Genomic DNA, 23041 nt, shown 5'->3' with positions numbered 1-23041 from the left:
AGAACGCCCGGCCCATGGCCGGGCAGGGGGGGTGTGAAACCCCGGTTCCGCCCGCGCGGCTAGTGCAGCCGCACGAAGGCGCGGGCCGACCTTCCCTGCGCGTCGACCACCGACAACTGCACGAAGCCCGGCCCCGGCATCGGCAGCACCGCCTCGCGCCCGCGCAGCGCCACCACCAGCGGCACGCCGTCCGCCAGCCAGGTGAACGGCGCCGCCCCGCCGCGCACCCGGACCAGCAGCCCCTCGGGCAGCAGTTCCACCTCGGCCCCGTCGGGGGGAAAGGCCACCACCGGCGCGTCCGCCGCGACCTGAAACGCCGCGTTGCGCGACCGGAAGCGTTGCAGCGGCTGCGGCAGCGCGGCGTTCGACACCAGCAGGGTCGCGGGCGGGGCAGGGGGCTGCGGCACCAGCGCGGGCGTCACCCGGGCGAAGGCCCGAAACAGCACCGGCGCCGCCAGATCGCCGCCAAACGCCCCCGGCACCGGCGTGCCATCGGCCCGGCCCATCCAGACCCCCACCACATGCGCCCCGTCATAGCCGATCGCCCAGGCGTCGCGGTGGCCGTAGCTGGTGCCAGTCTTGTAGGCCAGCCGGTTGGCAGGCGCCCCCGGCGGCGGGGCCAGCCCGGCAAGGATGTCACCCACCTGCCACGCCGCCACGGCCGAAACCACCCGCGCGCCTTCGCCCCCCTCGCCCGTCACCCGCAGCGGCAGCGCCACGCCGCCCCGCGCCAGCGCCGCGTATAGCTGCACCATGTCCTCCAGCGTGACCCCCACGCCGCCCAGCGCCACCGCCAGCCCCGGCTGGCCGCCCGGCACCTCGGCCCGCATCCCGGCGCGCTCCATCGCTGCCAGCAGGCGCGCAGGCCCCAAAGCCTCGGTCAGCGCCACCACCGGCAGGTTCAGCGACAGTTGCAGCGCCTCGCGCACCCGCACCGTGCCGCGGAAGATCCGGTCGAAGTTCTGCGGCGCATAGCCGTTGAAGTCGGTGGCCCGGTCCTCGATCAGCGTTTCGGGATGCGCCAGCCCCTCGTCAAAGGCCAGCGCATAGACCAGCGGCTTCAGCGTCGAGCCCGGCGAGCGCAGCGCCCGCGTCATGTCCACGAACCCCTGCCGCGCATCCGCCCGGTATGCCGCCGACCCGACCGAGGCGAGAATCTCGCCCGAGCGGTGGTCGGCCACCACGATAGCCACCTGCAACCGGTCGCCCTGACCGGCCACGGCCTCGGCAGCCAGCGCCTCCAGTTGCCGCTGCAAACCCCGGTCCAGCGTCACCTGCACCCGCCCCGCGCCCGGCGCGTCCCTGCGCACGCGGTCGGCCAGATGCGGCGCCAGCGCGGGGAACGGCCGGCGCGCCTGCGGCACGGCCTCGCTTCCCGCCGCCAGCGCCTGATCGGCGGCCAGCGCCCCGTCCTGCACCGCCCGCCCCAGCACGCGGCCCCGCGCCGCCAAGGCCGACCCCGGCGCGCGGTCGGGCCTGCGCGCCTCGGGCGATTGCGGAATGGCCACCATCAGCGCCGCCTCGGCGGTGGTCAGCCGCCACGGCTCCTTGCCGAAATACGACAGGGTCGCCGCCCGCAGCCCTTCCAGATTGCCGCCATAGGGCGCCAGATGCAGGTAAAGCTGCAAGATCTGGTCCTTGCCCAACCGCCGCTCCAGCGCCAGCGCCACCCGGATCTGGCGCAGCTTGCCCGCCACCTTGCCGGTGCCGCTTTCCTCCAGCAGCCGCGCGACCTGCATCGTCAGGGTTGACCCGCCCGAGATCACCCGGCCATGCCACACCGCCTGCGCCACCGCCCGCGCCATCGCGCGCAGATCGACCCCGCCGTGGTCATGAAACCGCCGGTCCTCGTAGCCGACCAGCATCGCCAGGTACCCCGCATCCACCGCGCCCGGCTCCAGCGCCAGCCGCCAGCGACCGTTGGCCACGGTATAGGCGCGCAGCAGGGCGCCGTTGCGGTCCACCACCTCGACCGACGTTTCCACGGCCAAGGGCGGCAACACCGTCGCCAGCACCCATTCCTCCCCCGCATCGCGCACCACGGCCGCCACCCAAAGGGCAGCGGCCAGCGACAAAAGCCAGCGGGCGCGCATCACTCGTTGATCGTGATGCGTCCGGCATCCGTGCGGGCACGGAAGTCAGGGCGGTACATGTCCTCGACCGAAGCCGCCGGATGGTGGAACACCCCCGGCGAAACCGCCCGCACCACATAGGCCAGCCTGAACGGTGTGGAGTCAGTGCGGTTCACGGCGGTCAGGAAACGGTCCTGACGGAACTCGCTGTGCGCCACATCCTCCTCCAGCCCCAGCCAGTCCAGCGCCGAGATCGACCCGCCCTTGATCAGGTTCGGGTTGTCGATCTCGAACCCGGCGGGCAGCGGGTCGGCCACCATCAGCCGCGCCTCGCCGCTGCCGAAAGGCGTCACCTCCAGCACCGTCACCAGCCGGGTGCCGGCCTTCACGCTGTCAACCGTCGCGGGCTCGCCCTCCAGCGTGTAGTAGCTGCGGGTGATGGCATAGCCGTTGCCGCCCGCCGGTTCGGGTTCCGACGGCACGCCGTAGGTCGTGACCGTCAGCGTGGTCGGCGCCGTGCCGCCATTGGCCACCACCACCGGAACCGAGGCCGCCTGCGCCTCCAGCACCCGCACCAGCGGGCCGTTCGGGGCGGCGCCGTCGATGGTCAGTCCCTCGGTGCCCGGCCGGTCGATCAGCGCGTTGGTCGCCAGCAGGGCCCAGGTCGCCTCCTGCGTGGACAGCCCGGTGCCGCGCGCGGCGATCCGGTCGGTCAGCACCGCCCGGTCAACCGCCTGTGACCCGGCCTCTGCCGCCAGCGTCAGAACCGCCGCCGCGTCGCGGTAGTGGGTGCCATAGTCGATGCGGAACACCTGATCGGTCTCTGCACCCGGCAGCGCCGTCAGCTTGGCCCCGGCCCGGCGGAACATCGCATCCGCCCGCGTCTGGTCGCCATAGGAGGCCAGCGCCGCGCCAAGCTGGGCCTGTGCCACCGGCGTGCTGAAGGCATCGCCCTTCACATCGGCATAGTAGCGCAGATCGCCCACTGCCGCCGCACCCTCGCGTGCCAGCACCATCAGCGCATAGGACAGCCCTTCGCCGCCGCTGTCGAAATCGGCGGTGTAGTTCACCTGGTTGCGCAGGTTGTCCAGCGCCTGCCGGAAGGCCCCGTCCGGCACCGCATGGCCCTGCGCCCGGGCGCGCGACAGGAAGTCGGTGACATAGGCATCCAGCCACATGTCGCCGGATTCCGGACGCCACATCCCGAACGCCCCTTCCGAGGTCTGGTTGGTCAGGATCTCGGCCACCGCCTCATTGATCCGCTGCGCGATGTTATCAGCCCCGCCAAGCTGCATCGCCTGCGCCACCTGGTCGAAATACAACAGCGGCATCGCCTTCGAGGTGATCTGTTCGGTGCAGCCGTAAGGGTAGCGGTCCAAGGCGGCCAGCAGACCCGGCGCATTCAGCCGGGCTAACGGCCCGATCGCCAGCGTGGCGCTGCCCGACCCGGGGGCCAGCCCCGCAAACACGTTGGCGTCGAAGGTAAAGCTCTGCCCCGGCGCCAGTTTAAACCGGCTGGTCCGCGCCAGTTCGGGGTCGTTGACCTGAACCGGAATCTGCAGGCGCTTCTTCAGTTGCTTGCCGTCCGGCGTGGTCAGCGCCACATCGACGCTTTGCACCCCCACCGCACCGGCGGTCAGCGGCACCGCAAACACCGCCTTCGCCTTGTCGCCCAGATCGAAGCCCGAGGGCACGGAGCCGAGTGTCACGCCATTGGCCGTGACATCCAGCCCCATCCGCCCGGAAGGCCCGCTGGCATGAACGATTTCCAGCAGCAGGCGGCTTTCGTCGCCCGGCGACAGGAAGCGCGGCAGGCTGGCGGTCACCACCACCGGGTCGCGCACCAGCACGTCCGCCTCGGCCTGACCCACCGCCGTGTCGGACCAGATCACCGCCATCACCCGAACCGTGCCGTTGAACGATGGCAGATCGAAGCTGGCGCGGGCATAGCCATCGGCCCCCACCTGCACCGGCCCGGTGAAATAGGCCACCAGTTCCTCGGTCGGCGGCGGTGCCTGCAACCGCGCCCCGGCCCCGGCATCGCCGCCCGAGCGCACCACGCCCTGCACCCCGTTCAGCCCGTCGATCAGCCGCCCGTAAACGTCGCGGATGCCGATCCCAAGCTTGCGCTGGCCGAAATAGTGCCCCGTGGGATCGGGGCTCTCAAAACCGGTCAGGTTCAGGATGCCGACATCCACCGCCGCAATCGTCGCATAGGCGGTGTCGCCCGCCGCGATGCCCTCGACCTTCACCGCCACCTCCATCGGCCCGCGTGGTGCGGCCTCGGGCGCGGTTTCCACCGTTGCCACCAGCTTGCGCGCGCCCGGATCGACCGCTGCATGGGTCAGCCCCAGCGCCCGCGCCGGGTTGCGCCCCGCCGCCACGTCCATCGGCCGCAGCACCGAGGCGGTGACATAGACCCCCGCGCCCCAGTCGTCGGTGACGGGCAGCGAGATCAGGTTCTCGCCCTCGGTCACCTCGACCGCCTGCATCGCAACCAGCCGGTTGGAAAGCACCGTCACCAGCGCCGTGCCCGCCGCGCGCGGCACGATCCGCAGCACCGCCGTGTCGCCCGCCTTGTAGGCCGGTCGGTCGAGCGAAAGTTCCAGCGTGTCGGGCGTCGCGGTGGTATCGGCGGGTGCATACCAGCCCGCATGGAACCGCGTCGTGGTTTCGGCCGCAGCACCGTCGCTGCGGGTCACCGTAAGTCGATACTCGCCCCATTGCACCGGGGCCGCAATCTCCACCGGGCCCGCGCCCAGCGTCGCCGTGCCTTCGGTCACGAAACTGCTGCTGACCACGGGTTCCCAGTTCCAGTTACCGAAGCTCTGATACCACTGGTAGCGGGTCTCGATCCGCGTCAGCTCCCACGTCACCGCCATCGGCGCGGCGGCCTCGTCCGCGCCCACCCCGACCAGCGCAAAGCGCGCCTCGGCACCCTCGGCCACCACGCCGTCGAACAGTGGCTTCACCCCGATCATCGGCGCGGCGGGGGTCAGGGCCCGCACCACCTGCCGTTCCACCGGGCGGCCGGAGCCTTCGGCAACCCGCACCGTCACCCGTGCTTCCAGCGGCCGGTCGGCGGCTTCGACCGCAGGCAGCGCCATGTCCAGCACCGCCTGCCCGGAGGCATCGGTGCGCACCCCGCCGGGCAGCGACTCCATCCGCGCGTTGAACGGCTCGTCCTGCCGCCCGAAGACATAGCCGGGCCAGGCTGCCAGATCCTTGGCCTCGCGCACCAGCACCTCGCCCTCGATCGCAAGGTCGGCCCCCGGCGCGCCGAACAGGTAGCGCGCATCGACCGTCAGCGGTGCTACAGCGCCGGGGCGCAGCGGGCCATCGGCCAGCGTCAGGTCGAAGTCGATCCGTTCAGGCAGGAAATCCTCGACCAGAAACGTGCGCGCCGCCAGCGGTTCGGCCGCAAGATCGGCCAGCACTTCCAGCCGCCAGACGCCGCGCGGCGCCGACCCGGCGACGGGCAGCGCAAAGACATGCCCGCCCGCCCCGCCATCGGCCACCAGTGCGCGCGAATATTCCACGCCATCCGGGCGCTTCAGCACGGCGGTCAGCGGCAGGCCCGGCAGCGCCGCCGCCTTTGCATCACGCGCCAGTGCCGTGGCATAGACCGTCTCGCCCGCGCGATAGGCGCCCCGGTCGGTCGTCAGGAACACATCGACCGGCGGCGCAGGCTCGCGCCCTTCGACGCCGCGATCCGACAGGTCGAACTCGGGGTCGGTCAGCGACAGGAAGGCGATGTCGCTTTCCCCCTCGCGCAGCACCACCAGCGCGGGCGAGGCCCCGCCGGTGCCGCGCGTCAGGCCCGGCTCGAACCGCGCATACCCCATTTCATCGGTCACCGCCGTGCCCAGCACCGCGTTGGCGCGCGACAGCAACTCGACCGAAACCCCCGGCTTCGCCGCCGCCGTGCCCAGCGAGCGCACGAAGACATGCAGCCCGTCAACGCCGCTCATCGTGGTGGTGCCAAGGTCGGAAATCACGAACCACTGCCACGCCGCGCCGACCACATAGGGGTCCACCCCCGGCACGGCGGCCTTCAGCGCATAGATCCCGGCAGGCAGCCCGGCAATCGCCTCGTCCAGCGGCAGGCGGGTGGTCACGTCGCGGTTGACCTCCATCCCCACCGTGGCGGTGCCTGTCCAGATTTGCGAGCCGACCTCGCCCGAGAAAGACCCCTCCTGATACTCCGGCATCGGCGTGCCGAAATAGTCGTTCTGCAAGGATCGCAGCAGGTTGCGGTCCGACACGGCGTAAAGCGTCAGTTCCAGCTTCTCGGCGTTCACGGTTTCCACCGGCAGGGCGGCGCTGCCCGATTTCGGCAGCACGTAAGCCCGCCCCGGAAAGCGCACGCCGGGGCTGCGGTCGCGGACATAGGCGGTGATCGGCACCGATTTTGCCATGCTCTGCCCGTCGGCCGCAGGCAGCCCCTCGCGGAAGGTCACGGTGTAGCGGGCGCCATGGCTCAGCCCCTCGACGCACAACTGCCGACAGCCGCCTGCGGTGACCGTCATGCCCGTTTCCGGCATCTGCACGAAACTGCCGTAATCGACGCCCGCCGTGGCCAGATCTTCGGAGAACGTCGCGCAGATCCGCGGGCGGGCGGAATCGGACTGCACCTCGTGTTCGGTGATGCGGAAGCCGTATTTGCCCACCGCCGCATCCAGCAGAGCGCCGGTATCGTCGCGCGCCTGCAGCGATTGCGCCAGCCGGTAGGCCTGCACCGTGTCGCGCCCGCGGTCGATCCGCTCCAGCGCCAGCCCCATCTGCACCAGCGCGGTGTGGCGCAGCCCCGGCGCCTCGGCCCGCAGATAGCCGTTCACCGAGGCCCAAAACGCCCGGTCGTGGAAGGCGCGCTGCTGTTGCGTGTTCCGGTTGCCCGCCTCGAACAGGCGGCGCGCATACTCGACCCAGGTTCCCGCGTCATCCGACAGGTTCAGCGCGGCCCCTGTGAACTGCGCCGCCATGTCGAAATTGCCTTCCGCTTCCGACTGGCTGGCCGAGGCCAGATGCTCCTCCGCGCTCCACGCCCCCGTGGTGTGCTGGTTGCCCAGCCCGGCGGCCTGTTCCGTAGCGGCCGCAATGTCCCAGTCGGGCAGGAAGCGCAAATCGGCCCGCCGCTCCCGCGCGCGCGCCTCGATTCCCGGTTCGGCGGTCAGCACCCGGCCCGAGAACGCCCCCTGAAAGAACGTCCCTTCTCCGGCCGCCGACTTCGGAAAGCACGACCCGTTGCGGGTGTTGAAGGTGAACGCGGTGCAGAGCCGGTTCGACAGGCAGGCCTTCTCGCAAGCCTCCAGCGTGGTGTCGAGCATGGTGGCGATGTCGCCCCCCGGATAGTCGGTGTCCTGGCTCAGCGCGATCCGCTTTGCGGGCACCAGATCCTGCGCCACGGCCGCCCCCGACAGCGCAAGACACACGATACCGACCACACTCGCCAGACGGCCGAACGACAGGACACGCATGAAAATTCCTCCCAGGGGACGGCAGGAGACTGGCACGCCGGAAACCGGCATGGCAAGGATTCTCGGCCAGGTTTGCGCTTTGTTCCATTAAGACTTGCTTCATCTTGTTGTCCGAAGGTGCGGATCAGCCGGGGCAGAAGCACAGGCTTTCACCGGGGTGACAGGCAGGCGGCGGGGCGCATCGGGGCATGGAAATGGCAGAAAGGCTGGCCAAGGAACGGCGCGCGCGGCTGGCCGCCGAACGCCTGCTCGAACACAAGAGCAGAGAACTTTTCGCGGCCAATGAAAAGCTGTCGCTGCACGCCCGCGCCCTGTCCGACCAGATCGTCGAACAGCGCCACGTCGTCCACGCCGCCCTGTCCGAGGCGCAGGAGCTCAAGGGCCAGAACTCGCGCTTCCTGACGGACCTCGACCGCGCCCACACCGCAGCGGTGATGGCCGAACGGCGGCTGTGGGATTCGATCAACACCATCCGCGACGGCTTCGCCGTGTTCGACACAAAGCGCAGGCTGGTGGCGGCCAACCGCGCCTACCTGTCGATGTTTGACAGCACAAAGGTCGCCCCCGGCATCGGCTACGAGGAAATCCTGCAGATTTCGGGCGATACCGGCCTGGTCGACATCGGCGCACGCAGCGTTGCCGACTGGTCGGCGCAAATGCTGGCCCGCTGGGATGACGACCCGATCGAGCCTGTCGTGGTGCAGTTTGCCAGCGGCACCTGGGTGCGGCTGGTCGATCACCGATCCCGCGACGGCGACATGGTCTGCCTCGCGCTCGACATCACTGAACAGATGCGAATCTGGGCCGCGATCGAGGCGATCCCGGACGGATTCGTGCTTTTTGACCGAGGGGACAGGCTGATGACCTGCAATCAACGCTACCGCGATCTTTACCCCGAAAGCGCCGAGGCACTGGTGCAGGGGGCCAGCTACGAATCGATCCTGCGCTACGGGCTGGAACGGGGCGCCTATGCCGATGCGGTGGGGATCGAGGATGAATGGATCGCCGAGCGTCTGGAGCGCCGCAAGGCGAAAAGCGACGATTTCGAACAGCAGATGACCGACGGCCGCTGGCTGCGGGTGATCGAGAAGGAAACGCCCGATGGCGGCCGGGTCGGCCTGCGCGTCGACATCACCGCCCAGAAGGAACAGCAGGCCGCACTTGAGGCTGCACGCCTGGCGGCCGAGGCCGCCAACCGCGCCAAATCCGCCTTCCTCGCCAACATGAGCCACGAGATCCGCACGCCGATGAACGGCGTCGTCGGCATGGCCGAACTGCTGTGCGACAGCACCCTGACCGAAGACCAGCGCCTGTTCGCGGAAACCATCCGCTCCTCGGGCGAGGCGCTGCTGGTGATCATCAACGACATTCTCGACTATTCCAAGATCGAGGCCGAACGCCTGACGCTGCACCCCGAACCTTTCGATCTGGAACGCACGATCCACGAGGTTGCCATGCTGCTGCAACCCCGCGCCCGCGCCAAGGGGCTGGACCTGATGGTCGATTTCGATCTGTTCCTGCCCACCCGCTATATCGGCGACCCCGGGCGGCTGCGTCAGGTGCTGACCAACCTGATCGGCAACGCGGTCAAGTTCACCGATGAAGGCCATGTGCTGATCCGCGTCGTCGGCATCGAGACACAGCCCGGCAGCCAGCAGTTGCACGTTTCGGTCGAGGATACCGGCATCGGCATCGCGCCCGAACACCTTGACCACATCTTCGGCGAATTCAATCAGGTGGAAAGCGAAACCAACCGCAAGTTCGAGGGCACCGGCCTTGGCCTCGCGATCACCCAGCGCCTGATCGAACGGATGGAGGGGGCGGTCTGGGTAGACAGCGAGCCGGGCAAGGGTTCGTGCTTCGGCTTCCGGCTGTCGCTGCCGGTGGCCGAGGATGCGGTTCAGCCGCAGGTGCCGGTGACGCTGGACCGCGCGCTGGTGGTCGATGACCAGTTCATCAACCGCACCATCCTCGAACGCCAGTTGTCGACCTGCGGCATCAGGGTCACCCTCTGCCGGTCTGGGGCGGAAGCCCTGGCCGTGCTGGCGCAGGATGGCGACTTCGACGTGCTGCTGACCGACCACGACATGCCCGAGATGGACGGCGTGGCGCTGGCCGCCAAGGTGCGCGCCGATGGGTTCACCATGCCGATCGTGTTGCTGTCGTCGAACTCCACCGGCGCGCGCGAAGGGCCCGGGGCGGCGGCCCTGACCGCCGTGTTGCAGAAACCCCTGCTGCGGTCCGATCTCTACCGCCGCCTGCAGGCCCTGTCGGTGCCTGCCCCACCCGCCCCGCCGGCGGAACCCGAAGCGCCCGCGCGAGGTCGGCTGATGCGGGTGCTGGCGGCCGAAGACAACCGCACCAACCAGCTGGTTTTCCGCAAGATGGTCAAGGATCTCGACATCGAGCTGACCTTTGCGGGCAATGGCCGCGAGGCGGTCGACCTGTTCCAGTCCTTGCGGCCCGACATGATCTTCATGGACATCTCGATGCCGGAAATGGACGGGTGCGAGGCCGCCCGCGCCATCCGCAGCCTGGAGGCGCACACCGGCCGGCACGTGCCGATCGTGGCCCTGACCGCGCACGCGATGGACGGCGACGCCGATGACATCCTCGCCGCCGGGATCGACCGCTACATGACCAAACCGCTGCGCAAGACCGCGATCATCGAGGCGCTGGCCGACTTCTGCCCGACCGACGCCCAGCCGGTGCAGGCCGAGGCCGAGGCGTGAGCCCCCGGCCGTCACCCCCGCTCCTCAGGCGGTCTGCACCAGAGCCGGGCGCAGGAACACCGGCCGGTCGCCGTCCGACAGGGCGGCGTCATAGCGATAGCCGCCGGCCGCGAAGTCGCGCAGGTCGGCGGGGTCGGTCAGCCGGTGCTCCGCGATGAAGCGCGCCATCGCCCCCCGCGCCTTCTTGGCCCAGAAGCTGACGATCCTGGGCTCGCCCTCGCGGTCCTCCAGAAACACCGGCGTCACGACCCGCAGCCGCAGCGCCGCCCGGTCCACCGCGCCGAAATATTCGGCCGAGGCGCAGTTCACCAGCACCCGCGCGCCCACCGCATCGGCCTGCGCATCCAGCGCCCGCGCGATGCGGTCGCCCCAGAAGGCGTAAAGGTCCGGCCCGCGCGGGTTCGCCAGCCTGCTGCCCATTTCAAGCCGGTGCGGCCGGATCGCGTCCAGCGGCCGCAGCAGCCCGTAAAGCCCCGACAGGATGCGCAGCCGACCCTGGGCCCAGCGCAGCGCGTCAGTGTCCAGCGTCCGGGCCTCCAGCCCGGCATAGGTGTCGCCCGCGAACAGCCGCATCGCGGGCTTTTCCGCCTGCGCCGCGAACCCGGCAAAGCGGTCGCGGTTCAGCCGCGCCAGCGGTTCCGAAATACCCATCAGCCGCCGCAGGTCGGCCACCGTCAACCCGCGCGCCACGGCGGCCAGTTCCAGCGCCTCGGCTCCGAAGGCGGGCCGCGTAATCTCGGCCCCGGCAAGGGGCGCCTCGTCCAGCCGCTTGGCGGGGGAAATCACGGTCAGCATCGCCAGCCTCCTCAGCCTTCGTGAATTGCCGCCAGAAACGCGGCGCCGAAGCGTTCGATCTTCTGCGGCCCGAGATCGCCGACCCGGTCCAGATCGGACAGGGTCGAGGGCCGCGCCTCGGCAATGCGGCGCAGCACGTTCTGCGACAGGCTCAGCGGCTTGCCGGTGCCATCCTCGCCGCGCGCCAGCCGAAGCTGCGTTTCGGCCAGCCGGTCGAACACCGCCCCCGCATCGCGCCCCGCCAGCCGCGCCCGCGCCGGATGCACCCCCTCGGCCGCGCCGTTGATCACCGCCAGAAACGCAGCACCGTAGCTTTCCAGCTTCTTGGCCCCCACGCCGGAAATCCGCGCCATCTCGTCCAGCGAGGCGGGGCGGCGTTCGGCCATTTCGGCCAGCGTCCGGTCGGGGAAGACCACATAGGCGGGCACCGAGGCCGCCTCGGCCAGCGCCCGCCGCTTTGCCTTGAGCGCCGACATCAGCCCCGCATCGGCCTCTGCCACCAGCGATTTCACCACCGGCCCCGACCCGGCACTGGCAATCGTGTCGCGGCGCAGCGAAACCGCCTCCTGGCCGCGCAATATGGGCCGGGCGGCATCGGTCATGCGCAGCGCGCCGTGGCGTTCGGGGTCGGGGCGCACCAGATCGCGCCCCATCATCTGGCGGAACACCGCGCCCCAGGCCGGTTTCGACAGGTCGCGCCCCACCGCGAAGGTCGGCAACTGGTCGTGGCCGCGCTCGCGCACCTTGGCGGTGGCGTTGCCGGTCAGGATGTCGATCAGGTGCCCGGCCCCGAACCATTCGCCGGTGCGCAGGATGGCCGACAGCGCCTTGCGCACCGCCTCGGTGCCGTCGAACACATCGGCCGGGCGGTCGCAGAGGTCGCAGTTGCCGCAAGGCGCCGACACCTCGCCGAAATAGCCCAGCAAGACCTTGCGGCGGCAGCCCATCGCCTCGGCCAGACCCAGCAGGGCATTCAGCCGGGCATGGTCGGCGGCGCGGCGGTCGGCGGGGGCGGGACTTTCGTCGATCTGGCTGCGCCGCAGGCGGATGTCGTCCTGCCCGTAGAGCGTCAGGGTTTCCGCCGCCGCCCCGTCGCGCCCGGCGCGGCCGATTTCCTGATAGTAGCCCTCGATCGACTTCGGCAGGTCGGCATGGGCCACCCAGCGGATGTCGGGCTTGTCGATGCCCATGCCGAAGGCGATGGTCGCCACCACGATCAGCCCGTCTTCGCGCTGAAACCGGATCTCGACGCGGCGCCGTTCCTCCGCCTCCATCCCGCCGTGATAGTGGCAGGCCAGATGCCCGGCCTCGCCCAGCGCCTGCGCCAGCGTTTCCGTCTTGGCCCGCGTGCCGCAGTAGACGATGCCCGATTGCCCGCGCCGCGCCGCCGCGAACTTGAGGATCTGGGTGCGCGGATTGTCCTTCACCGCAAAGGCCAGATGGATGTTCGGCCGGTCGAAACCGCGCAGGAAGGTGGCGGGGGCCTCGCCGTCGAACAGGCGCGCGATGATCTCTGTCCGGGTTTCCTCGTCGGCGGTGGCGGTAAAGGCGGCCAGCGGCACCCCCAGCGCGCGGCGCAGTTCACCGATGCGCAGATAGTCGGGGCGGAAGTCGTGGCCCCACTGGCTGACGCAATGCGCCTCGTCCACCGCAATCAGGCCGGTCCTGATGCGCCGCAGCAAGGGCAGCGTGCCGGGCGAGGCCAGCCGTTCCGGCGCCATGTAAAGCAGTTTCAGCCGCCCGGCATCCAGTGCCGCGAACACGTCGCCGGTTTCCTCGTCGGTGTTGCCCGAGGTCAGCGCCCCCGCCTCGACCCCCGCCGCCCTGAGCGCCCGCACCTGGTCGCGCATCAGCGCGATCAGCGGCGAGATCACCACCGTCACGCCGGGGCTGCACAGCGCGGGCAACTGGAAGCACAGCGACTTCCCGCCCCCGGTCGGCATGATGGCCAGACAGTTGCGCCCGGCCAGCACGGCATCGACAATCTCCTCCTGCCCCGGGCGGAACTCGGAAAAGCCGAAGACCGAAGCCAACAGGTCGCGCGGTAGTGCCGGTTGTGCCATGGGCCTGCGTGTTTCGAGAATCATTAAACTTGTCCGGTTTTCACCGGACAAGCTGAAGAAAGCGTGAAGATCGTCGGGCCCGGAGGCCCCGGCCAAGGCCCGGCTAAGCGAAAGCCGCCGCGTTGTTCATCAGCACGATGCGCAGGGCATAGACCGCCAGCAGCACCAGCAGCGGCGCAAGGTCGATGCCGCCCATCGACGGCAGGATCGACCGCACGCGGGAATAGACCGGCTCCAGCAGGCGGTTCAGCCCGTCCCAGATCTGCGCCACCAGCGGCTGGCGCAGGTTAAGCACCGAAAAATTGATCAGCCAGCTCATGATGATGTGGGCAAGGATGATGAACTGGAGAACGTCAAGGATCAGCAGCAGGATTTGCAGGACAGAGGTCATGTCGGCGGCTCCGGGCACATGGGATGGTGCACAGGTATCGCCGCACAGGCCAAAGGGCAACCGTTTCCGCAGCGTTCCGCTTGACCCGAGTGCCGCACTGCGGCACCGGGGGGCAAAGGAGCCCGAGATGTATCCCTATGCCCGCATGTTCAAGGAGCTGTGGAAGTTCCGCAGCGCCCCGGCGTTGCCGGTTCTTGGCACCCACGTCAGCCACCACCGCTGCTGGCCGCAGGATCTTGACCCGTGGCTGGAGCTGAACAACGGCCGCACCCTGACGCTTTACGACCTGGGCCGGATTCCGCTGGGCCAGCGCACCGGGTTGCACGCCGCATTGAAAGCCAAAGGCTGGGGCATGACGGTGGCAGGCAACACCACCCGCTACCGCCGACGGGTCCGCCTGTGGGACCGGGTCGAGATGCACAGCCGCTGCATCGGCTGGGATGCCCGCTTCATCTACATGGAACAGAGCATGTGGAAGGGCGGCGACTGCACCAGCCACATGCTGCTGCGGTCTGCCGTCACGTCGAAGTCGGGGATCGTGCCGCCCGAACAGGTGATGGCCGCCCTCGGCCAGCCGCCCGAAAGCCCGGCCCTGCCCGGCTGGGTGCAGGCCTGGATCGCGGGCGACGCAGAGCGCCCCTGGCCGCCGCTGCGCTGAGGCCCGTCCAGCCCCGCTGCGCCGGCGCCGCACCCCCGCGGCGTGCTTGCATGGCCGCGGCATTTCGGGCTTGATCGCGCAAAACAGCGGGGGATGGCATGACGGGCGCGCGCAAACGGATCTGGGGCTGGTATTTCTTCGACTGGGCCAGCCAGCCCTACAACACCCTGCTGCTGACCTTCATCTTCGCACCCTACATGGCCGACATCCTGGGCGATGGCGGCACGGCGCAGGCGGTGTGGGGCTACGGCGTCGGCGGGGCCGGTCTGGTGATCGCGCTGCTCTCGCCGCTGCTGGGGGCGATTGCCGACAAGGCGGGCGGGCGGATGGCGTTCATCTGGCTGTTCTCGCTGTGCTATGTGCTGGGGGCGGCGGGGCTGTGGTTTGCGGCCCCCGGTGACGTGAACCTGATCTTCGTCATGCTGTCCTTCGCGCTGGGCATGGTGGGGATGGAGTTTGCCACCACCTTCACCAACGCGATGCTGCCCGATCTGGGCTCGGAAAAGGAGATCGGCCGCATTTCCGGCACCGGCTGGGCGTTCGGCTATCTGGGCGGCATGGTTTCCCTGATCCTGATGCTGACGCTGCTGGCCGAACAGGCCACCGGAACCACCCTCATCGGCATCGCGCCGATCCTCGGGCTCGACCCCGAGATGCGCGAGGGCACAAGGTCGGTCGGGCCCTTGACCGCGCTCTGGTATGCGCTGTTCATGATCCCGTTCTTCCTGTGGGTGCGCGAGCCGAGGCGCCCGAACGCGATGGGCATCCGCGCCGCCGCCGCAAGCGCCATACCCGAACTGCGCGCCACCCTGCGCGGCCTGCCGCAACGATCCAGCCTGTTCGCCTACCTCGCCTCGTCGATGTTCTACCGCGACGCGCTGAACGGCATGTATATCTTCGGCGGCATCTACGCGGCCGGGGTGCTGGGCTGGTCGGTGACCGATGTGGGCCTGTTCGGCATCCTCGGCACCATCACCGGCGCGCTGTTCGCCTGGCTCGGCGGCAAGGCCGACAGCCGGTTCGGCCCGAAGCCGGTGATCGTCTTCTGCGTCATCGTGCTGACGCTGGTGGCGGTGGGGATCATCTATGTTTCGCGCACCTCGGTGTTCGGGCTGCCGGTGGGGGCGGAAAGCCGCCTGCCCGACATTGCCTTCTATGTGCTGGGCGGCATGATCGGCGCGGCGGGGGGTGCCCTGCAAACCGCCAGCCGGACGATGATGGTCCGCCAGTCCGACCCCGGAAAGATCACCGAAAGTTTCGGGCTTTACGCGCTTGCGGGCAAGGCCACCTCGTTCATCGCGCCCCTGTCGATCGGGGTGGTGACCGACATCACCGGCAGTCAACAACTCGGCATCACGCCGCTGATCGCCCTGTTCCTTGTGGGTCTCGTTCTGCTACTCTGGGTGAAACCCAATGGCGAACGGTAAGACATGACCCGCGTTCTCTGCCTTCTTGCCCTGCTTGCCGGGCTTGCCCTGCCGGTGCCTGCCGCGGCACAGGCGCTGGCGAACCAGCTGTTCGGCGCCAAGGATGCCCCCAGCCGGCAAGACCCGATGCCGATCGGCAGCTATGCCCGGGGCTGCGCCGCAGGTCTGGTGCAACTGCCCGAAACCGGGCCGACATGGCAGGCCATGCGCCTGTCGCGCAACCGCAACTACGGCCAGCCGGTGATGATCGACTATCTTCAGGGGCTCAGCGTTGCGGCGACGCAGATCGGCTGGGCCGGGCTTTACATCGGCGACATCAGCCAGCCGCGCGGCGGGCCGATGACCTCGGGCCACGCCAGCCACCAGATCGGGCTGGATGCCGATGTCTGGATGCTGCCGCCGCAACGGCTGAACCTGAGCCGTGCCGAGCGTGAAAAGATCAGCTCGATCCCGGTGCGCTCGGCCGACCAGCGGTCGGTCACGTCGAACTGGACGGCGCGGCACCACGCCCTGATGCGCGCCGCCGCGTCCGACCCGCGGGTGGACCGCATCTTCGTCGCCGCCGCCGTCAAGATAGAGATGTGCCGGACCGCCACCGCGAAGGACAAGGCGTGGTTGCAGAAGATCCGCCCGGTGGCCGGGCATGACACGCATTTCCATGTGCGCCTGAAATGCCCCAGGGGGGCGCGGCTGTGCGATACCCAGACGCCGACGGTGGCCGACCTTTCCAACGGCGGCAACGGCTGCGACGACACGCTGGCCTGGTGGGTGACCGACTACCTCAACCCGCCGAAACCGTCGAAAAAGCCCAAGACCCCCGCCCCGCGCGCCAAGACCCCGCGCGAATTCACCATGGCAGATCTGCCCCAGCAATGCGCCGCCGTTCTCGCCTCGCGCTGATCGCGGGGATGCTGCTGGCACTGGCGCTGGACAGCAGCGCTGGCCCCCTGGTGCCCGCCGGTCTGTTCGGCAGCTACGTCTGGCACAGCAGCGCCGACCGCTTCGGCGGCTTTTCGGCGATAGAGGTCATGGCGGACGGCAGCCGCTTCGTCGCCCTGTCCGACCGTGGCGCCTGGACCGAGGGTCGCCTGATCCGCGACGCGCAGGGCCGCATCGCCTCGGTCGAGGCCGCCCCGATGCGGCTCTTGAAGGGGCGGGAGGAAGCCCCGATTGCCGCAGCCCGGTCCGACAGCGAAGGTCTGGCCATCGCCCCCGACGGCACCGCCTACATCTCTTTCGAGGGGGTGGCGCGGGTGCTGCGCTATGCAAGCCTTTCGGGGTCGGCCGAAAACCTGCCAACCCCGACGGGCTTTGCCCGGTTTCAGCGCAACTCGGCACTGGAGGCGCTGGCGATCGACGCGCAGGGCAGCCTTTACACCCTGCCCGAACGCTCGGGGGGCGACGGGCAGCCCTTCCCGGTCTACCGCTTCCGCAACGGCAACTGGGATCAGCCGTTCACGATTCCCCGCGTCGGATCTTTCCTGCCGGTGGCCGCCGACTTCGGCCCCGACGGCAGGCTCTACCTGCTGGAACGCCAGTTCCGCGGGCTGATGGGCTTTGCCAGCCGGGTGCGGCGCTTCACGCTGGGGCCGCAGGGCATCGCTGCCGAGGAATTGCTGCTGGAAACCCCCGCCGGGCGGCACCAGAACCTTGAGGGGCTGTCGGTCTGGCGCGACGCCGCGGGCGCGCTGCGGCTGACGATGATTGCCGACGACAATTTCAGCCTGTTCCTGCGCACCGAACTGGTCGAATACCGCGTTACCGATTGACACCGCCGCCCCGGCGGCGCTAAGCCGCCGCGTCCCTTCAGGGGCCAAGTCTCCGCGACCTTGTCAAAACGGAATGAGAAATGACCCGACATCTGATCCCCGGCATCCTTGCCATGGCCGCCATCGTGCTGGCCTCCAACATCCTCGTGCAGTTCCTGGCCGGCCCCTGGCTGACCTGGGGCGCCTTCACCTATCCCTTCGCCTTTCTGGTCACCGACCTGACCAACCGCCTGTATGGCGCCCCCGCCGCCCGCCGCGTGGTGCTGGCGGGGTTCGCCGTCGGCGTGGCCTGCTCGCTGATCGGCACGCAAATCATCGGCGAGTTCGGCCCCCTGGTCACGCTGCGCATCGCACTGGCCTCGGGCACCGCGTTCCTTGCCGCGCAACTGCTTGATGTGGCTGTGTTCGACCGGATGCGTGCCGGTTCGTGGTGGCGCGCGCCGCTGATCTCGACCCTGTTCGGCGCCACGCTCGACACTGCCCTGTTTTTCAGCATCGCATTTTCCGCGACGCTGACCGTGCTGGAGCCGGGCAACGACGTGTCCTGGGCGGGCGAAGCCCTGCCTTTGCTGGGTCTTGGGCCGCTTGCGCCGCTCTGGGTGTCGCTGGCGGTGGCCGACTGGGGGGTCAAGCTGGCACTGGCAATCGTGGCGTTGTTGCCGTTCCGCCTGATTGTCGCAAAGTTGACCGCACGGGTTGCGTAAAATCTTTTGACAAACACAAAATCTGTGCCAACTTACCCATATCGGCAACCATTTGAAAGGAGGTGATCCAGTGTCTAGAGTGATATTGGAGAGACGCGTCGGGACAGTCAGCGGGAGCGTTCCCCAGGGGCAGCCCTCTGGAAATTGACCGTTGATTGGGCCAATGTCCTAACTGGCTCATCTCCTTGCAACTCGGAAAAGGTCGCCCATCGTGGCGACCTTTTCTCTTTCTGCGGCGGCGGTTCCGCGCCACGCCGGCGGAGCCTCCGGCGGGGATATTTTTGCCAAGATGAAATGGGAGGCGTTCCGTTCCCCGGAAAAACCGCTAGGTTGCCGCCATGTTGCGCATCACCGACACCATCAGCCTGGAAGACTGGGAACTGAGCGAGAATTTCTCGCGGTCTTCCGGGCCGGGCGGGCAGAACGTGAACAAGGTCGAAACCGCGGTGGAACTGCGCTTCGAGGCCGAGCGCAGCCCGAACCTGAGCGCGCCGGTCAAGGCGCGGCTGAAGCGGCTGGCCGGGCGGCGCTGGACCAACGAGGGCGCCATCGTGATCCGCGCCGAGGAAACCCGCAGCCAGGCGCGCAACCGCGAACTGGCGCAGGAACGGCTGGTCGAGCTGATCCGCGAGGCCGTGGTGGCACCCAAGCGCCGGGTGGCGACGCGCCCCACGCTGGGCAGCCAGCGGCGGCGGCTGGTGGCCAAGGCGGTGCGCGGCGAGATCAAGGCCGGCCGTGGCAAGGTGGTGGAGGACGAATGACCCCCGATACGCAAGACATGCTGGACCGCCGCGCCCGGCTGATGGGGCCGAACGTGCCCACCTTCTACCGCAACCCGGTGCATGTGGTGCGCGGCGAGGGGGTGTGGCTCTGGGATGCCGCCGGGCGGCGCTACCTTGATTGCTACAACAACGTGCCCCATGTCGGGCATTGCCACCCGCGCGTGGTTCAGGCGATCTGCGCGCAGGCGGGCACGCTGAACACCCACACCCGCTATCTGCATGACGGCGTGCTGGACTACATCGAGCGGCTGACCGCCACGCTGGGGCACGGCCTGTCTCAGGCGATCATGGTCTGCACCGGGTCGGAGGCGAACGACATCGCGCTGCGCATGGCGCAGGCGGTCACCGGCAAGACCGGCATCATCGCCACCGACAACACCTATCACGGCAACACCGCGGCGGTCTCGGCGCTCTCGACCCGCCGCCCGCCGATCGGCGGCTATCCCGGCCATGTCCGGCTGGTGCCCGCCCCCGACAGCCTGCGCCCGGTCGGGGGCACGCTGGCGGGGCAGGCGGACGCCTTCGCCGCCAACATTTCCCGCGCGATTGCCGAACTGGAGGCGGCGGGCCACGGCTTTTCGGGCATGATGCTGTGCCCGGTGTTTGCCAACGAAGGGCTACCCGCGCTGCCTGCGGGTTTCCTAGACCCCACGGTGGCGGTGATTCGCGCCGCGGGCGGGCTGGTGCTGGCCGACGAGGTGCAGCCCGGCTTCGGCCGGGTCGGCAGCCATTTCTGGGGGCACGACGCGCTCGGCTTTGCCCCCGACGTGGTGACGGTCGGCAAGCCGATGGCCAACGGCCACCCGGTCGCCGCCGTGTTGGCGCGGCCCGAGGTGATGGCGGCCTTCCGGCAGGCGTTCGGCTATTTCAACACCTTCGGCGGCAATCCGGTGTCGGCGGCGGCCTGTCTGGCGGTGCTGGACGTGATCGCCGACGAAGGCCTGCAACAAAACGCCGCCGCCACCAGCGCGCATGTTATGGACCGGATGCACGCCCTGCGCCATCCGCTGTTGGCCGAGGTGCGCGGCGCGGGGCTGTTCTTCGCTGCCGAGTTCGTCACCGACGCGGCGATGACGCCCGCGACGGCATTCGTCGACGATCTGGTCGAGGCGATGGTGGCGCGTGGCTTCCTGTTGAACCGCATCGGGCGGCACGGCAACGCGCTGAAGATCCGCCCGCCGATGCCCTTCGGGATCGACCATGCCGACCTGCTGATGGACGCGCTCGAGGCTGCCCTGCGCACCACGCCGGTGCCCGCATGACGCTGGCCGCACAGGCCGCAGCTCATTGGGGCGGCACCGACCTGCGCCTGATCCGGGCGCGCGAGAATGCGGTCTATTCCATGGCGCTGCCCGGCGGGCGCCGCGCCGCGCTGCGGCTGCACCGGCCGGGCTATCAGGGTGCGGCGGCGATCCGGTCGGAACTGTGGTGGTGCGACGCGCTGGCGCGGGCCGGGGTGGCGGTGGCGGCGCCGCTGGCGGCCGGATCGGGCGATCTGCTGGTGCAACTGCCCGGGGGCCAGATGGCCTCGGCGCTGGCCTGGGTGGAAGGCGCGCCGCTGGGCGAGGCCGGCTGCCCGCTGCCCGGCACCGCCGCCGAACAGGCCGCCCGGCACCACGCACTGGGCTGCCTTGTGGCCGAAGTTCACACCGCGACCGACGGGCTGGATCTTCCAGCAGATTTCAGCCGCCCGCGCTGGGATATCGAGGGGCTTGTGGGGGAAGCACCATTCTGGGGCCGCTTCTGGGAACATCCGGCGCTGACCGCGCCCGAGGCCGCCACCCTGCGCGCCGCCCGCTCTGCCCTGCATGATGTGCTGACCGCCCATGCCGCGACCGATTTCGGCCCGATCCATGCCGACGTGCTGCGCGAGAACGTGCTGGTGCGGGGCGACGCGCTGACCCTGATCGACTTCGACGATTCCGGCCTCGGCTTCCGCCCCTACGATCTGGGCACCGTGCTGTCGCAGAACCTCTATGAACCGCACTACCCTGCCATCCGGCAGGCGCTTATCGCGGGTTACACCACCCTGCGCCCGGTCGATGCCGAGCTGGTGGACTGGTTCACGCTGGCCCGCACCCTCGCATCGGTCGGCTGGACGGCACCGCGCCTTGCCCACGACGACCCGATCCACCGCAGCCATATCGCGCGGGCGGTGATGGTTGCAGACTGGATGCTGGCCTAGACCAGCACCTCCTGCGCCACCTGCTTGCCGATGCCGAACACCCGCTTGTAGCGGGCAATCTCGTCGGCGGGCCCCATCGCCTTGTTCGGGTTGTCGGACAGCTTGACCGTCGGCCGCCCGTTGGCCGAAACCGCCTTGCACACCAGCGAGAACGGCGCCAGCGCATCGCCCGCCGCCAGCCCGCGGAAATCGTTGGTCAGCATGGTGCCCCAGCCGAACGACACCTTCACCCGCCCGGCAAAGCGGAGGTGCAGTTCTTCGATCTTCCCGATGTCGAGCCCGTCGGAAAAGATCACCAGCTTGCTGCGCGGGTCTTCGCCCCGGTCGGTCCACCACCGAATCGCAGTCTCGCCCGCCGTCGCCGGGTCGCCGCTGTCGATCCTGATCCCGGTCCAGGTGGTCAGCCAGTCCGGCGCGCGGTCCAGGAAGCCCTGCGTGCCATAGGTGTCGGGCAGGATGATCCGCAGATTTCCGTCATGCTCCTCGTGCCAGTCGGCCAGCACCTGATAGGGCGCGCGCGCCAGTTCCGCATCCGAATTGGCCAACGCCGAATAGACCATCGGCAGTTCGTGCGCGTTGGTGCCGATCGCCTCGACCTCGCGCCGCATCGCGATCAGGCAGTTCGAGGTGCCGGCGAACTTGGCCCCCAGCCCTTCGATCATCGCCTGCACGCACCAGTCCTGCCACAGGAAGGAATGCCTGCGCCGCGTGCCGAAATCGGAAATGCGCAGCGTGTCTATCGCGCGCAGCCGTCCGATCTTGTCCCACAGCTTGGTCATGGCGCGGGCGTAGAGCACCTGCAGCTCGAACCGCCCCATGCTGTTCATCACCGCGCGCGAACGCAGCTCCATCAGCGTCGCCAGCGCCGGAATCTCCCACATCATCACTTCGGGCCACGACCCCTCGAAGGTCAACTCATACTGACCGTCGCGCTTTTCCAGATGGTAGGGCGGCAGTTGCAGCCGCTCGAACCACTCCATGAAGTCGGGGCGGAACATCTGGCGCTTGCCGTAGAAGGTGTTGCCGCGCAGGAAGGTGCTTTCGCCCCGGCTCAGCCGCAGGGTGCGGATATTGTCAAGCTGCTCGCGCAACTCGCCCTCGTCGATCAGGTCGGCCAGCCGGATGCTTTTCGTGCGGTTGATCAGGCTGAATGTCACCTGCGTGTCGGGCTTGTTGCGGAACACCGACTGGCACATCAGAAGCTTGTAGAAATCGGTATCCAGCAACGACCGGACGATGGGGTCGATCTTCCATTTGTGGTTGTGCACGCGGGTTGCGATATCGACCATCTCAGGCGTCCAGCGTCACGCCGGCGGCGCGCATCTGGTCGCGCGCCACGGCCAGCGAGCCGTCAAGGTCGATCGCCCGGCAGGCCCCTTCGACCACCGTCACCGCAAAGCCCAGCCGCGCGGCATCCAGCGCCGAATAAGCCACGCAGAAATCGGTGGCGAGGCCCGCCAGCGTCACCGCCGTGACCCCCCGGCTGCGCAGATAGCCCTCCAGCCCGGTCGGCGTCGTTCGGTCATTCTCGAAGAACGCCGAATAGCTGTCGATCTCCGGGCGAAACCCCTTGCGGATCACCATGTCGGCGGCGTCGGTCATCAGGTCGTCATGAAACGCCGCCCCGCGCGTGCCCTGCACGCAATGCACCGGCCACAGCACCTGCGGCCCGTAAGCCATCGGCAAGACCGAGAACGCCGCCGCCCCCGGATGGTTGGCCGCGAAAGAGGCATGGTCGGCCGGATGCCAGTCCTGCGTCAGCACCTTGACGGCAAAACCGCCCAGAAATGCGTTGATCCGCGGGATGATCCCATCGCCGCCCGCGACCTCCAGCGCCCCGCCGGGGCAGAAATCGTTCTGCACGTCGATCACGATCAGGGCTTCGGTCGCGGGTCGCATCGGCGTCTTCCTTCACAGTTTCATGACTGTGGGTAAGACCCGCAGGATGTTGCGTCAATGGCCCTGCGTCAACAGCGCGGGCGGGCC

General features: G+C 69.1%; 16 protein-coding genes. 9 read left to right on the top strand and 7 right to left on the bottom strand.

Annotated elements, in window-relative coordinates; genetic code table 11:
* Positions 1-59: 59 nt before the first annotated feature.
* Both pbpC and RNZ50_21085 read right to left on the bottom strand, forming a co-directional pair.
* Positions 60-2096: a penicillin-binding protein 1C gene (pbpC, locus tag RNZ50_21090; GenBank protein ID MDT8857490.1), complete on the bottom strand. Its 2037-nt coding sequence runs from the start codon at positions 2094-2096 to the stop codon at positions 60-62.
* Positions 2093-7549, bottom strand: a complete 5457-nt coding sequence (locus RNZ50_21085; protein MDT8857489.1) for an alpha-2-macroglobulin family protein — start codon at positions 7547-7549, stop codon at positions 2093-2095. The genes pbpC and RNZ50_21085 overlap by 4 nt, the downstream gene beginning before the upstream one ends.
* A 188-nt stretch (positions 7550-7737) precedes the next feature.
* Between RNZ50_21085 and RNZ50_21080 the strand changes: the two genes are divergently transcribed.
* Positions 7738-10281 carry a response regulator gene (locus tag RNZ50_21080; GenBank protein MDT8857488.1) on the top strand — a complete coding sequence of 848 codons (2544 nt, stop codon included), beginning with the start codon at positions 7738-7740 and terminating at the stop codon, positions 10279-10281.
* 24 nt (positions 10282-10305) lie between these two features.
* Here the strand turns inward: RNZ50_21080 and yaaA are convergent, their stop codons facing one another.
* From yaaA to RNZ50_21065, 3 genes are all read right to left on the bottom strand, one after another.
* Complete coding sequence (gene yaaA, locus RNZ50_21075) at positions 10306-11076, bottom strand: peroxide stress protein YaaA (GenBank protein ID MDT8857487.1); 771 nt, start codon at positions 11074-11076, stop codon at positions 10306-10308.
* An 11-nt stretch (positions 11077-11087) separates the two neighbouring features.
* Positions 11088-13139 carry a DNA helicase RecQ gene (recQ, locus tag RNZ50_21070; GenBank protein ID MDT8857486.1) on the bottom strand — a complete coding sequence of 684 codons (2052 nt, stop codon included), beginning with the start codon at positions 13137-13139 and terminating at the stop codon, positions 11088-11090.
* A gap of 103 nt (positions 13140-13242) precedes the next feature.
* Positions 13243-13530, bottom strand: a complete 288-nt coding sequence (locus RNZ50_21065; protein MDT8857485.1) for a YggT family protein — start codon at positions 13528-13530, stop codon at positions 13243-13245.
* 127 nt (positions 13531-13657) lie between these two features.
* Here RNZ50_21065 and RNZ50_21060 point away from each other — a divergent pair, with 127 nt between their 5' ends.
* The 8 genes from RNZ50_21060 (at position 13658) to RNZ50_21025 (ending at position 21055) form a co-directional block, all read left to right on the top strand.
* Entirely contained in the window at positions 13658-14188 is a 531-nt protein-coding gene (locus RNZ50_21060) for an acyl-CoA thioesterase (GenBank protein MDT8857484.1), read from the top strand.
* 98 nt (positions 14189-14286) lie between these two features.
* Positions 14287-15615, top strand: coding sequence for an MFS transporter (locus tag RNZ50_21055; protein ID MDT8857483.1), 1329 nt, complete (start codon positions 14287-14289; stop codon positions 15613-15615).
* 3 nt (positions 15616-15618) lie between these two features.
* Complete coding sequence (mepA, locus tag RNZ50_21050) at positions 15619-16515, top strand: penicillin-insensitive murein endopeptidase (protein MDT8857482.1); 897 nt, start codon at positions 15619-15621, stop codon at positions 16513-16515.
* Positions 16488-17384 (top strand): esterase-like activity of phytase family protein, encoded by an 897-nt coding sequence (locus RNZ50_21045; protein ID MDT8857481.1) that lies wholly within the window; start codon positions 16488-16490, stop codon positions 17382-17384. The genes mepA and RNZ50_21045 overlap by 28 nt, the downstream gene beginning before the upstream one ends.
* An 80-nt stretch (positions 17385-17464) precedes the next feature.
* On the top strand, positions 17465-18088 hold the full coding sequence (locus RNZ50_21040) for a queuosine precursor transporter (GenBank protein MDT8857480.1): 624 nt from the start codon (positions 17465-17467) through the stop codon (positions 18086-18088).
* A 338-nt stretch (positions 18089-18426) separates the two neighbouring features.
* A complete protein-coding gene (arfB, locus tag RNZ50_21035; protein ID MDT8857479.1) occupies positions 18427-18849 on the top strand; it encodes an alternative ribosome rescue aminoacyl-tRNA hydrolase ArfB in 423 nt (140 codons plus the stop codon).
* Positions 18846-20132, top strand: a complete 1287-nt coding sequence (locus RNZ50_21030; GenBank protein MDT8857478.1) for an aspartate aminotransferase family protein — start codon at positions 18846-18848, stop codon at positions 20130-20132. Before arfB ends, RNZ50_21030 begins: the two co-directional genes overlap by 4 nt.
* A complete protein-coding gene (locus RNZ50_21025) occupies positions 20129-21055 on the top strand; it encodes a phosphotransferase (protein ID MDT8857477.1) in 927 nt (308 codons plus the stop codon). The genes RNZ50_21030 and RNZ50_21025 overlap by 4 nt, the downstream gene beginning before the upstream one ends.
* On the opposite strand, the gene pncB is transcribed toward RNZ50_21025, so the two are convergent.
* Positions 21052-22344, bottom strand: a complete 1293-nt coding sequence (gene pncB, locus RNZ50_21020) for a nicotinate phosphoribosyltransferase (protein ID MDT8857476.1) — start codon at positions 22342-22344, stop codon at positions 21052-21054. The two genes, RNZ50_21025 and pncB, sit on opposite strands and share 4 nt — an antisense overlap.
* A 1-nt stretch (position 22345) precedes the next feature.
* Positions 22346-22954 carry a bifunctional nicotinamidase/pyrazinamidase gene (pncA, locus tag RNZ50_21015; GenBank protein MDT8857475.1) on the bottom strand — a complete coding sequence of 203 codons (609 nt, stop codon included), beginning with the start codon at positions 22952-22954 and terminating at the stop codon, positions 22346-22348.
* Between the last annotated feature and the right edge of the window lie 87 nt (positions 22955-23041).

It is taken from the genome of Paracoccaceae bacterium Fryx2 (assembly GCA_032334235.1).
In the GTDB taxonomy this organism is placed as follows: domain Bacteria; phylum Pseudomonadota; class Alphaproteobacteria; order Rhodobacterales; family Rhodobacteraceae; genus JAVSGI01.
This window is presented reverse-complemented; position numbering and strand designations above follow the sequence as displayed.